We start from the raw sequence: 12,469 nt of genomic DNA, 5'->3' as shown, positions 1-12,469 counted from the left end.
TCTCCTGGATGAACGGGCGCGGAATGCGCCGGGATGGAGGGCAGTATCGCGGTTCGGCGCGGTTCGCGGCAGTGGCGCGATCGACAAGTTCCGGTAACATCGCGCCATGCACAATCATCTCGTCGTCGCGCTCGCCTACGATCGCCTCTGCACGTTCGAATTCGGCTGCGTGGTCGAACTGTTCGCACTCGAACGCCCCGAACTCGGGGTCGACTGGTATCGCTTCGCGGTGTGCGCGAGCGAGCCGGGGCCCGTGCGCGCGGCGGGCGGCATCACGGTCGCCGCGCCGTACCGGCTCGCGACGCTCGATCGCGCGGACACCATCGTGATTCCCGGCTGGCGCGATCCGGACGAACTGCCGCCGGAGCCGCTGCTGAAGAAGCTGCGGGCCGCGCATCGGCGCGGCGCGCGGCTCTGTTCGATCTGTTCGGGCGTGTTCGTGCTGGCGGCGGCCGGCGTGCTCGACGGGCTCACCGTGACGACGCACTGGCGTTACGCGCAGCGCCTGCAGGCGCGTTACCCGGCGCTGCGCGTGAATCCCGATGCGCTGTACGTCGACGAAGGGCAGATCGTCACGTCGGCCGGTTCGGCGGCGGGGCTCGACATGCTGCTGCATCTGGTGCGCCGCGATCACGGCGGCGCCATCGCGAACCGTGTCGCGCAACGCCTCGTGCTGCCGCCGCATCGCGACGGCGGCCAGGCGCAGTTCGTGCCGCGTCCGGTCGCGCCGGGCGGCAGCGACCGGCTCGCGAAGCTGATCGACTGGATGCGCGCGCACGCGGCCGAGCCGCACACGCTCGCGTCGCTCGCCGCGCAGGCCGCGATGAGTACGCGTACGCTGCAGCGCCAGTTCGCGGATGCGACGGGGATGTCGCCGCTCGCGTGGCTGATCCGCGAACGCGTGAACGTCGCGAAGGACATGCTCGAAGCGCAACCCGCGCTGCCGCTCGCGCAGGTCGCGGCGCGCGCGGGGTTCGGCTCCGAGGAATCGTTGCGCCGGCATTTCCGGCGCGTCGCGGCGACGAGCCCGGCCGCGTACCGGCGCGGGATGGATCGCGGCGGAAGATAGCGGGCGCCCGACCGAGCACGCTCGGCGCGTGTTCGTATCGCGCCTGGCTTGCCGGATACACGCGATCAGGTAAACATCGTCCTCGATTTCGACGCCGTGCGTGTCGTGCGCGAATCGTGCGCGAAGCCGGGGAAGCACAAGTCATACTGGGGTGCATTGGAAGTGCGCCGCCGGCGCGCGCGACAACAATTTCTTCCGAAGGGTGATTTCAATGACGATGCTGCCCTCCCGTTTGCCGCTGATCCAGGCCCCGATGGTCGGTTCGCTGAGCCCGCTCGCGATCGCGGTGTGCGAAGCCGGCGGGCTCGGTTCGCTCGCGTGCGCGGCGCTCGGCCCGCAGCAACTGCGCGACGAGATCGCGGCGATCCGGGCGAGCACGCCCGCGCCGTTCAACGTGAACTTCTTCTGCCATACGCCGCCGGCGCCCGACGCGGAGGTCGACGCGCGCTGGCGCGCCTCGCTCGCCGGCTACTACGCGGAAGCCGGGCTCGATCCGGCCGACGTGAAGGGCGGCCCAGGCCGCGCGCCGTTCGACGATGCGATGTGCGCGGTCGTCGAGGAGTTGCGGCCGGCCGTCGTGAGCTTCCATTTCGGGCTGCCGGACGACATGCTGCTCGACCGCGTGCGGCGCACCGGCGCGCTGGTCGTTTCGTCCGCAACGACCGTCGAGGAAGCGCGCTGGCTCGATTCGCGCGGCGTCGACGCGATCGTCGCGCAGGGCGCGGAGGCTGGCGGCCATCGCGGGATGTTCCTGACCGACGATATCCACGCGCAACCGGGCCTGTTCGCGTTGCTGCCGCAGATCGTCGACGCGGTGCGCGCGCCGGTGATCGCGGCCGGCGCGATCGCCGACGGGCGGGGCATCGCGGCCGCGTTCGCGCTCGGCGCGCGTGCGGTGCAGATCGGCACCGGCTTCCTGCTGACACCGCAGGCCGGCCGCTCGGCGCAGCATCGCGCGGCGATACGTGCCGCGCACGACGACGGCACGCGCGTGACCAACCTGTACACGGGCCGCCCCGCGCGCGGGCTGCTGACGCGCTTCATGCGCGAGCAGGGGCCGATGAGCGCGCTCGCACCCGCGTTCCCGCTCGCGACGGCCGCGGTCGAACCGCTGCGCGGTGCGTTCGAGCGGCAGGGCCGCGACGATTTCTCGCTGCTGTGGTCGGGCGAGGCCGCGGCGCTCGCGCGCGAAGAGGATGCCGGCGAACTGACGCGGCGCCTGTGGGACGACGCGCTCGCGTGCGCGGCGGGGCTGCGCGACGCGTTCCCGCACGCGGTCTGAACGCACGCGGAAGGGGGCGCGGACGGCGGATCAACGGCGTATGATCTGGATTTTCGTCAGCCCGATCCCGGCCCCCACCATGACCTCCGTCGACACTACCCCCGTCCTCGACCATGACAAGCTCGTTACCTTCATCGAGCGCAAGTGGAACGATGAAATCCTCCACGCACTGACCGACTACATCGCGATCCCCGCGAAGAGCCCCGCGTTCGATCCCGACTGGGAGAAGCGCGGTTATCTCGAGCGCGTCGTCACCGATGCCGCGCAGTGGGCCGAACGCCAGCCCGTGAAGGGCCTGAAGCTCGAGATCGTGCGCTTGCCGGGCCGCACGCCGGTGATCTTCTTCGAATCGCCGGCCACGCGCTCGGGCAGTACCGACACGATCCTGCTGTACGGCCACCTCGACAAGCAGCCCGAATTCGACGGCTGGCGCGCGGACCTCGGCCCGTGGACGCCGAAGTTCGAGAACGGCAAGCTTTACGGCCGCGGCGGCGCGGACGACGGTTATGCGATCTACGCGAGCCTCGCGGCGCTCGGCGCGCTCGACGAGCAGGGCATCGAACGGCCGCGCTGCGTCGGCCTGATCGAGACCTGCGAGGAATCGGGCAGCTACGACCTGCTGCCGTACGTCGACGCGCTGCGCGACCGGCTCGGCCAGGTGTCGCTCGTGGTGTGTCTCGATTCGGGCGCCGGCAACTACGACCAGATGTGGCTCACCACGTCGCTGCGCGGGCTCGTGTCCGGCGACCTGCAGGTCGAGGTGCTGGAAGAAGGCATCCACTCGGGCGTCTACGGCGGCATCGCGCCGTCGAGCTTCCGCGTGATGCGTCAGTTGTTCGAGCGTCTCGAGGACGCGAAGAACGGCAACCTGCTGCCGGGCGTGTTCCATTGCGAGATCCCGTCGAGCCGCGTGCGCGAAGCCGACGCGGCCGCCGCGATCCTCGGCGATGCAGTATGGAAGGGGCTGCCGTGGGCGTGCGGCGCGGACGGCAAGCCGGTGCTGCCGACCACGACCGATCCGCGCGAGGCGCTGCTGAATTCGACGTGGCGTCCGTCGCTGTCGGTGACGGGCGCGGCCGGCATGCCTGCGCTCGCCGATGCGGGCAACGTGCTGCGTCCGCGCACCGCGTTCAAGCTGTCGCTGCGCCTGCCGCCGCTCGTCGATGCCGCGCAGGCCGTGCAGCAGCTGAAGGAACTGCTCGAACTCGATCCGCCGTACAACGCGAAGGTCACGTTCAAGCCGGACGCGGGCGCCGCGACGGGCTGGAGCGCGCCGGATCTCGCGCCGTGGCTCGCGTCGTCGCTCGACGCCGCGTCGCGCCGCCATTTCGGCGCGGACTGCGCGTACATGGGCCTCGGCGGCACGATCCCGCTGATGAACGTGCTGCAGGAAGGCTTCCCGTCCGCGCAGTTCATGGTGTGCGGCGTGCTCGGGCCGAAGTCGAACGCGCACGGGCCGAACGAGTTCCTGCACGTGCCGTACGCGAAGAAGCTGACCGCGGCGGTTGCCGACGTGATCGCGACCGCGCGCTGATCGTCGCGGCCGTTCGACGTCCCGATTGCCCAACCCGATCCGACCTGACGGAACCCTGCCGATGACCGCACTGCCGACGCCCGATACCGAACCGCTGCGCATGCGCGCCGAACCGCTGCATGCATTCGTCGCGGCGCTCTGGGAGCGGGCCGGCAGCAGCGAGCGCGAAGCGCGGCTCGTCGCCGATCATCTGGTCGGCGCGAATCTTGCGGGCCACGATTCGCACGGGATCGGGATGATCCCGAACTACGTCGCGTCGTGGCGGGAAGGGCAGTTGCAGCTGAACGGGCACGCGTCGATCGTCCGCGACGGCGGCGCGGTGCTGACGATCGACGGCGGCCGCGGCTTCGGCCAGGTGATCGCGTTCGAGGCGATGGTCGAGGGAATCGAGCGCGCGCGGCGCATGGGCATCTGCGCGATCGGGCTGCGCGACGTGCATCACCTCGGCCGCATCGGGCACTGGGCCGAGCAGTGCGCGCGCTCGGGGCTCGTGTCGTTCCATTTCGTCAACGTGCCGGGCGACCTGCTGGTCGCGCCGCTGCACGGCACCGATCCGCGCTTCGGCACGAACCCGTTTTGCGCCGCGTATCCGCGTGCGGGCCGGCCGCCGCTGCTGCTCGATTTCGCGACGAGCGCGATCGCGTACGGCAAGACGCGCGTCGCGCACAACCAGGGCAAGCGCGTGCCGGCCGGGTCGCTGATCGACCATCGCGGCCAGCCGACCGACGATCCGGCCGTGATGCACGAGCAGCCGTTCGGCGCGCTGCTGCCGTTCGGGCTGCACAAGGGCTATGCGCTCGCGGCGATGTGCGAGATCTTTGGCGGCGCGCTCGTCGGCGGGCATACGACGTACGGCGATACGCTGCAGAAGACGAGCGCGATCGTGAACGGGATGCTGTCGGTGCTGATCGATCCGAAAGCGTTCGACGCGGCCGATGCCGAGCGCGAAGCCGATGCGTTCGTCGCATGGGCGAAGGCATCGCCGCAGGCGGGCGATGCGCCGGTGCAGGTGCCCGGCGAGCCGGAAGAGGCGAGCCGCGCCGCGCGCGGCGCCGGCGGCATTCCGGTCGATCGCGCGACGTGGCGGCAGATTCGCGACAGCGCGGCGGTGGTCGGCTTCGACGACGCGGCGCTCGATGCGTGGACGCAGCGCTGTATCGGCGCCGCTTGATGGACAAGGGCGGCCGATGAGCTGGCAGGCGGACAAGGCGCACGGCGAGGAGATCGCGTACCAGATCGCGAGCCTCGGCCATATCGAAGTCACGCGTTTTTTCAGCGGTGCTGCGCTGCGGCTCGACGGCGTAATGTTCGGCTTCCTGGCGCGCGGGTCGCTGTTCCTGCGTGTGGACGACGTGAACCGTCCGGCGTTCGTCGCGGCGGGGATGGGGCCGTTCTCGTATTCGGGACGCACGCGTACCGTCGCGCTCGAGGGCTACTACGAGACGCCGGCCGACGTGCTCGAGGATGCGGGCGCGCTGTTCGACTGGTGTCGCGGCGCGTATCGCGCGGCGCTGCTGGCGGGGCCGCCGAAGCGCAAGGCGAGGGCGGTGACGAAGACGGTATCGAAGACAGCGCCGAAACCCGCGTCGAAACCGACGACGGCGCGGAAATCGAAGCCGGCATCGCAACGGACCGCAAAGCCGTCACCGGAAACGGCACCCAAACCGGCTTCGAAATCGTCACCGACACGTAAGAAATCCTAGTGTCGATCGCGTGAAGCAACGGCTTCGCGATTTCTGCATGCTTCACAACGGCGGCCCCGGCGTTTATGATCGGCGCGGATCGCGCTCGTGCCCGCGCGCGACCCGCGCCGGCCGCGCCGCCGGCTCCGCGAACGGCGCATCGTACGCCGCGCGGCACGCTCCCCCACTCACCATTCCAGACGGAGACAGCCGATGCTCGTCCTGATTCTCGGTTTAGCGATCTTCCTCGGTGTGCACTCGATCCGGATCGTCGCCGACGGCTGGCGCTCCGCGATGATCGCGCGAATCGGCGAGAAAGGCTGGAAGGCCGGCTATGCGGTCGCGTCGATCGTCGGCTTCGTGCTGATCGTCCGCGGTTACGGAATCGCGCGCGAGGGCGCGGCGCTCTTGTGGGTGTCGCCCGTCGGCGTGCGCCACCTCACCGGCATGCTGACCGCAGTCGCGTTCGTGCTGATCGCCGCGTCGTATGTGCCGCGCAACCGGATCAAGACGCTCGTCGGGCATCCGATGCTGGCCGGCGTGATGGTCTGGGCGGTTGCGCACCTGCTCATGAACGGCACGGTGCACGCGGTCGTGCTGTTCGGCGCTTTCTTCGTGTGGGCGCTCGTCGATTTCGTCGTGTCGCGTACGCGCGATCGCCGCGACGGCGTTCGTTATCCGGCTGGCAAGCTGTCGGGCGACGCGGTGACGATCGTGGCCGGGCTCGTCGTGTGGGCCGTGTTCGCGCTGTTCCTGCATGGCCCGCTGATCGGCGTGCGGCCGTTCGGCTGAACGCCCGCGCCGGCCCGGACCGGCAGCCACGGCAGGAAATCGTCGAGCATCGCGCTGAGCAGGATCGCTTTGTGCCGGGGCGCGGGCGTTGAACCGGAATGACTGCCGCAGCGGCGGCAACGGTGTGCGTGTATCAGATCGGCTTGACGAACAACCCGACGGTGAGCAACGCGCCGATGCAGACGATCCCGATCCGCAGCACGCGTTCGTTCACGCGATGCAGCGCCCACGTGCCGAGCAGCCCGCCGACGATCGCGCCGCCGCCGAGCGCGAGTGCCGCGCCCCAATGCAACTGCGGCGACGTCAGGAACAGCACGACGGCCGATGCGTTCATCACGCCCGCGAGCGCGTTCTTCGTCGACATCGCGTGACGCGGCGACAGGCCGGCCATCGTCAGCGTGGCCATCATCAGGAAGCCGAGCCCGCCGCCGAAGTAGCCGCCGTAGATCGCGATCATGAACTGCGAGATCGCGGCGGGGACGGTACCGAGGTGTGCGGTGCCTTCGCTCGGCTTGCGGAAAAAGCTGCCCCACGCGAACACGATCGTCGCGAACAGCACGAGCCACGGCACGAGGCGCGAGAAGATCGACGAAGGCGTCTTCAGCAATAGCAGCCCGCCGAGCGCGCCGCCGACGACACTGATCGCGAACAGCGCGCGAAACGACAGCTTGCCCGCGCCGCGCACCATGTTTCGGCTCGCCCAGCCCGTCGTGACCTGCGCGGGAAACAGCGCGACCGTCGACGTGATGTTCGCCGCGAGCGGCGACATGCCCGACACGATCAGCGCGGGCAGCGTGACGAACGAACCGCCGCCGGCGAGGGTGTTCTGCAGGCCGGCCCAAAGGCCGGCGAGGATGACGAGGGCGAGCATCGGTGCGGAAACGGGGAGGTGGCAGGGCTCGCTTGCCTGAGGCGGGCAGGCGCGGCGGACGCAAGATGGTAATGCAGGATCGCGGGCGTGGGAAGGAAGAACGCCGGGGGCATCCGGGGAGCCGATGCGGAACGTCCGTCGCGTCGTGGCGGGGGCGAACGTGCCGGCCGGATTCCGCTTGGCGGCGATTCCGGTCAGGAAAAGCTCGATTTAACGCTTCATTACGATGGGCTTAACGGAAAGATGCTAGATTCGCCCATCGATATCTCATAAAGCGGAAAGGGCAGGCAGATGCTGAAGAAATTGGCGGGGATGGCAGTGGTGGTTGGTGCGACGGCGATGGCGTCGCTGCCTGCCGTGGCAGGCGACGCGAACAATGCACTGGGCGGCGCGCTGGGTGGCGTCGCGGGCGCGGCGGTCGGCAACGCGGTTGGCGGAAGCACGGGCGCGATCATCGGCGGGGCCGTGGGCGGTGGCGCGGGCGGTGCGGTGACGTCGAACAAACGCGAACGCACGGGTGCCGTCGTCGGCGGCGCACTGGGTGGCGGCGCGGGCGCCGCTGCGGGCAACGCGATGGGCGGCACGGCCGGCAGCCTCGTCGGCGCCGCGGTGGGCGGCGGCGCGGGTGCGGCGCTGGGCGGCCACGTGTCGCGCAACAACTCGCGCTCCAACGATCATTACCACGGCAACAAGCACAAGAACAAGAAGCGCTACAAGCACGACGACTGACCGGCGGTTCGCCGGCAAGCCGCAGCGGGGCGAGCGGCGAGCGCACGACGGCGAAGCGCACATCGCGCGACGTCGTCCCGCACCTCCCCGGCGAGCGCTGATGGTGCCGGGGCAGGGCATGCCTCCGTGATCGCCGCGCATGTGGCGACGGAGGCGGTCAAGCGGTCATTCCGTCTTCGGTGATCAGCGCGTTGAGCACCAGGCTCGAGATGGTGCGGTAAGCCGCGTCGAAATCGTCGCTTCCCAGCGTGCGCTTGCCGAGCACCAGCAGCATCTGGGGAGCGAAATCCGCATACGCTTGCGTGGCTGCCCAGATCAGGAAGAACAGGTGCTCCGTTTCGACCTGCCTGACCTTGCCTTCGTCGATCCAGCGTTCGAGCACCCGGATGTCGTCGCGCAACACCGGAATCAGTTGCTTGCGGATTTCCTTTCCGTAGGTCTTTGGCCCGCCGATGATTTCCAGCGCAAAAACCCGCGATCCATGCGGGCGATTTCTGGAGAATTCGAGCTTGGCCCGGATATAGGCCGACATCGCTTCCGCGGGCTCGCGATCGGGCGCCGCAAACTCCCGCATCCTGCCCAGCCAGTCGCGCAATACGTCGTCCAGCACGCGTTTGTAGAGCGCCAGTTTCGTGGGGAAGTAGTACATCAGGTTCTGCTTCGACAAGCCGGCGGCCGCCGCGATCGTCGCAACGGAACTCCCCTCGAAGCCGTACGTGGAAAACGATTCCTCGGCAGCGGCGAGAATGGCCGCCTCGAGCGTGTCACGCAGCGCTTCCCGCCGGCCGTGGGGCCGGGCGGGCGTTCCTGCAATCGGCCCGGACGGGTTCATCGCTTTTCTTCCACCAGCATGTCGGACCAGCGTCGTCGTTGCCCGCTCAACGCGTGCCCGCTTCAGGATAGGTGATGCGTTCCGGCGCGCGCTGCATGATGACCTTCCCGGCGCGGAGCGACATTCGCACCTTTGCCTGCTTGCGTATCACTTCATAGTCGCAATCGGCATCGAGGATCAGCAGATTGGCCGGCCGCCCGACGGCGATGCCATAACGATCGCCCAGCGACATCGCATGTGCGCTGTGCTCCGTGACGAAGTCGAGGCATCGCTGCAGGTCGTCATAACCGAGCATGTGACACACGTGCAGGCCGACGTCGAGGATGCGCAGGATGTTGCCGTTGCCGACGGGATACCACGGATCCTTGATCGAATCCTGTCCGAAGCACACGTTGATGCCGGCGCGATCGAGTTCCGCCACCCGCGTAATGCCGCGTCGTTTCGGGAAGGTGTCGAAACGTCCCTGCAGGTGGATGCTTTCGGTCGGACACGATACAAAATGGATTCCCGACCGTTTCAGCAAGCGGAACAGCTTCGAGCAGTAAGCGTTGTCGTAGGAACCCATGGCGGTCGTGTGGCTGGCGGTGACGCGCGCGCCCATCCCGCGAACCCGCGCTTCCTCGGCTAGCACCTCCAGGAAGCGCGAATGCGGATCGTCGGTCTCGTCGCAATGGACATCGACCAGGCAGCCCTTGCGTTCCGCGAGATCCATCAGGAACTTGATGGAGCTCACGCCCTGATCGCGGGTGTTCTCGAAATGCGGAATGCCGCCGACGACGTCGGCGCCCATTTCGATCGCGCGCTCCATCAGCGCACGTCCGTTCTCGAACGATTCGATGCCTTCCTGAGGGAAGGCGACGATCTGCAGGTCGATCAGATCGCGCGCCTCGTCCCTGACCTCGAGCATCGCTTTCAATGCGGCAAGCGTGTGATCGGTGACGTCCACATGCGTGCGCACGTGCTGGATGCCGTTGTCGCGCAGCATCCCGATCGTGGTGTGGGCGCGGGCTTTCGTATCGTCTTGCGTAATGGTGGCCTTGCGCTGGCCCCACCGCTCGATGCCTTCGAACAGCGTGCCGCTCATGTTCCACTCGGGCTCGCCGGCGGTCAGCGTCGCATCCAGATGGATATGCGGCTCGACCAGCGGCGGGATGACGAGATTGCTGCCTGCATCGATGACGTCGTCTCCTTGCGGCGTCAGCGGCGATGGCTGGAGGTCGATGCCGCGAATCGTGTCCGTATCGATGTCTATCGTGAAGAGGCCGCTATGGCCGCGCAATCTGGCGTTGACGATTTTCATGAGGATTCCTTTTGTTCGTGGGGTCCGGGCGGGCGTGAAGCGAAATCATTCACCCTGGACGGACGGTTCGCGAGAGAACGCACGGGAAATCTGCAGCAGCGCGATGTAGGCGGCGGCGGACGCCGCGATGCCGACGATCGGTGCGATCCACGGCGATGTATAGGCGAGTATGGCGCCGATCGCATACGCGGCCAGACCGACCGGATTGAAGCGCGGCAGGCGGGCGGTGGCAAGCGACGGGTATGTCCCGCGATGGCGGTACCAGTAGTCCGCCATGATCACGCCGCCGACGGGAGGAATGATCGAGCCGAGCAGCACCAGGAACGGAATCAGCAACTCGTACATCCCGCCGACCGCGAGCACGATGCCGATCGCCGCGCCCACGAGGACGAGCGTGCGGCGCCGTTCGGTGCGCAGCAGATGGCATCCGGCGGCCGCCACGTTGTACATCGTCGGCCCCTGGATGGTCCAGAGATTGACGCACAGCATCACGACCGCTGCGATCGACAGGCCTTGCAGCATCATCACCTCGACGATGTCGGCTTGCTGATAGACGATTGCACAGTATGCGCCCGCGACGATCATCAGGCCGTTGCCCGCGAAGAATCCGATCATGCTTGCCCACACGGCGCTGCGCGCGCTGCGTGCGAGGCGCGTCCAGTTGGTTGCCTGGGTGGCGCCGCTGGCAAAGGTGCCGATGACCATCGTCACGGCCGCCGAGAACTGCATCGGATGAGACGGCACGACGTGCGTGAGGCCGGCCCAGCCGCCGATATCGCGGGTGGCGATCCACATCGACGTCATCAGAAGCACGGACATCAACGGCACGGAGACGCGCGACAGCACATCCATGCCGCGATATCCGATGATGGCCGTGATGGAAAATCCGAAGCCGAAGAGGATCATCAGCGGCGTGGTAACGGAGGCCGGCCACCCGAGCAGCTTGACCAATACGACGGCCACCGTGGCGGTTCCCCATGCGTACCAGCCGAGTTCGGCGAAGCCGAGCAGAAAATCGGACAGCTTGCTGCCGATTTCCCCGAAGCAGAATCGCCCCATCAGCACGGCATTCAGGCCGCTGCGGGCGGCAATCAGCGCGAGCGACGCCGCATAGGCGGCGAGCAACAGGTTTCCGATCACGGCGATCTGGATCATGCCGACGACGTCGAAGGCGACGCCGATCTTGCCGCCGGCAAACATCGTTCCGGTGAAGAACGTGAAACTCAACAACACCATCGTGATGGACAGGAATCCGGTGCGTTTCTCGAGCGGGACTTCGCTTAGCGAGAATTCTCCGTGATCCGATTCGTCCGTCGGGCGTGAATCCTGGTTCGTGGGCGTCTTTGTCTCCCGGTCAGCGATTGGTTGGGTCTGAAAGGGTTTGCGGGGCAGTGCCTGGATGGGTGATGCGCTGTTTCAGCGTGTCATTCTCTCCGGCCAAAATTTTGACGAGGGTAAAAATTTTGGACGGGCGGATGGCAGGAAAAATCACCGGGCCCGTGCAGTTCACACGCGACGCGTCACGTGTATCGGCAGATTCGTCGATACGGTTCATCGGAGTCCGGGCCGACGAAGACAGGGAAGCATGACTGTTGTCGCGTCACGTCCATACCGAAACGACAACGGATTGTCGGTAGCCGGGAACGAAGTCCGACGAACTAAAGTTGCGCGCTTTTCGGGAGTAGAGGACTCGCATGGGGACTTGGTGCACGAGCAAGTGCCTCAATGCGCGCGAACACATTTACTTCCAGAATTCTGGAACTAAAGATTGGACAGTTCCATTGCGCGAACTAAAGATACGCGATATGTGTGGCGTATGCGATTGTGTCTCGCGCGTGTAGCACTCAGGCTATCGAATCAAGGCCGAATGGAAACTAAGTGAGCGACGGTTCGATTCGTGCTGGTCAACTGAAATGATGTTTGTGAACGGGTACCCGTCTCAACGCATGCCGGAGCTGGCGTACGTGACGTGGGAGCGCATCAAGCTCGACAATGCGAAGGCGAATCTCGCCACCGAGACGCTGACCGCTTTATGCGAGTTCGTTGGCTGTCAGGTCGCGGCCGGACCGAAGCACAGTCCGGACGAGCGTCCTTACATCGAGCGGTTCTTTGGCACGATCGCCACTCGGTTGTCCTCGCGCTTGCCGTGCTACACCGGCGGCCATCCTCGCGATTTGCGTCGCGCTTTGTCGGACCCAAAGGGGAATCTGCGCTTGTTCGTATCCTTCGACGAGCTCGAAGAGTTGGTCGTAAGCGGCTCGAGCTGGCCGTTCGGCCACGGGGCCTGATCGAATGTATCGTAGTTCCCACTAAATTTTTTAGTGGGAAGCAAAGTGGACGAGATTCCGGACGCCAAACGCGTGAAGTCGAGCAAACGA

General features: G+C 67.0%; 11 protein-coding genes and 2 pseudogenes. 8 read left to right on the top strand and 5 right to left on the bottom strand.

The genetic code is table 11. The features are described 5' to 3' along the window. Positions 1–106: 106 nt before the first annotated feature. The 6 genes from ftrA to ACPUER_RS28405 all read left to right on the top strand — a co-directional run bounded on the left by ftrA (position 107) and on the right by ACPUER_RS28405 (position 6,359). The gene (gene ftrA, locus ACPUER_RS28430; RefSeq protein WP_072444261.1) at positions 107–1,069 is read left to right on the top strand and encodes a transcriptional regulator FtrA; all 963 of its coding nucleotides are present in this window, start codon (positions 107–109) and stop codon (positions 1,067–1,069) included. Between the two features lie 211 nt (positions 1,070–1,280). Next, positions 1,281–2,351 carry an NAD(P)H-dependent flavin oxidoreductase gene (locus ACPUER_RS28425; RefSeq protein WP_425132717.1) on the top strand — a complete coding sequence of 357 codons (1,071 nt, stop codon included), beginning with the start codon at positions 1,281–1,283 and terminating at the stop codon, positions 2,349–2,351. 79 nt (positions 2,352–2,430) lie between these two features. After that, on the top strand, positions 2,431–3,885 hold the full coding sequence (locus ACPUER_RS28420) for a M20 family metallopeptidase (RefSeq protein WP_072444257.1): 1,455 nt from the start codon (positions 2,431–2,433) through the stop codon (positions 3,883–3,885). A gap of 61 nt (positions 3,886–3,946) precedes the next feature. Then, complete coding sequence (locus ACPUER_RS28415; protein WP_310132684.1) at positions 3,947–5,056, top strand: malate/lactate/ureidoglycolate dehydrogenase; 1,110 nt, start codon at positions 3,947–3,949, stop codon at positions 5,054–5,056. 16 nt (positions 5,057–5,072) lie between these two features. Continuing rightward, entirely contained in the window at positions 5,073–5,588 is a 516-nt protein-coding gene (locus ACPUER_RS28410) for a TfoX/Sxy family protein (protein ID WP_175959620.1), read from the top strand. A 192-nt stretch (positions 5,589–5,780) separates the two neighbouring features. Further along, complete coding sequence (locus ACPUER_RS28405; protein WP_425132716.1) at positions 5,781–6,359, top strand: NnrU family protein; 579 nt, start codon at positions 5,781–5,783, stop codon at positions 6,357–6,359. A gap of 133 nt (positions 6,360–6,492) precedes the next feature. Here the strand turns inward: ACPUER_RS28405 and ACPUER_RS28400 are convergent, their stop codons facing one another. Then, the gene (locus ACPUER_RS28400; protein ID WP_175959619.1) at positions 6,493–7,230 is read right to left on the bottom strand and encodes a sulfite exporter TauE/SafE family protein; all 738 of its coding nucleotides are present in this window, start codon (positions 7,228–7,230) and stop codon (positions 6,493–6,495) included. A gap of 291 nt (positions 7,231–7,521) precedes the next feature. On the opposite strand from ACPUER_RS28400, the gene ACPUER_RS28395 reads away from it, so the two are divergent. Next, entirely contained in the window at positions 7,522–7,959 is a 438-nt protein-coding gene (locus tag ACPUER_RS28395) for a hypothetical protein (protein WP_175959618.1), read from the top strand. 157 nt (positions 7,960–8,116) lie between these two features. Here the strand turns inward: ACPUER_RS28395 and ACPUER_RS28390 are convergent, their stop codons facing one another. The 4 genes and pseudogenes from ACPUER_RS28390 to ACPUER_RS28375 all read right to left on the bottom strand — a co-directional run bounded on the left by ACPUER_RS28390 (position 8,117) and on the right by ACPUER_RS28375 (position 11,646). Then, on the bottom strand, positions 8,117–8,791 hold the full coding sequence (locus ACPUER_RS28390) for a TetR/AcrR family transcriptional regulator (RefSeq protein ID WP_425132715.1): 675 nt from the start codon (positions 8,789–8,791) through the stop codon (positions 8,117–8,119). Between the two features lie 46 nt (positions 8,792–8,837). Continuing rightward, complete coding sequence (codA, locus tag ACPUER_RS28385) at positions 8,838–10,091, bottom strand: cytosine deaminase (RefSeq protein WP_425132714.1); 1,254 nt, start codon at positions 10,089–10,091, stop codon at positions 8,838–8,840. A 45-nt stretch (positions 10,092–10,136) separates the two neighbouring features. After that, positions 10,137–11,387 (bottom strand): annotated as a pseudogene (gene codB, locus ACPUER_RS28380) (cytosine permease); the annotation flags it as partial. Positions 11,388–11,445: 58 nt separating this feature from the next. Continuing rightward, positions 11,446–11,646 carry a hypothetical protein gene (locus ACPUER_RS28375; RefSeq protein WP_425132713.1) on the bottom strand — a complete coding sequence of 67 codons (201 nt, stop codon included), beginning with the start codon at positions 11,644–11,646 and terminating at the stop codon, positions 11,446–11,448. A 370-nt stretch (positions 11,647–12,016) separates the two neighbouring features. Between ACPUER_RS28375 and ACPUER_RS28370 the strand changes: the two are divergent. Next, a pseudogene (locus ACPUER_RS28370) lies at positions 12,017–12,340 on the top strand (integrase); the annotation flags it as partial. Positions 12,341–12,469: the final 129 nt, after the last annotated feature.

Source organism: Burkholderia sp. DN3021 (assembly GCF_049805555.1).
Lineage (GTDB): Bacteria > Pseudomonadota > Gammaproteobacteria > Burkholderiales > Burkholderiaceae > Burkholderia > Burkholderia pyrrocinia_C.
Note: the sequence above shows the minus strand (reverse complement) of the source record. Positions and strands in the feature narration are given on the sequence as shown.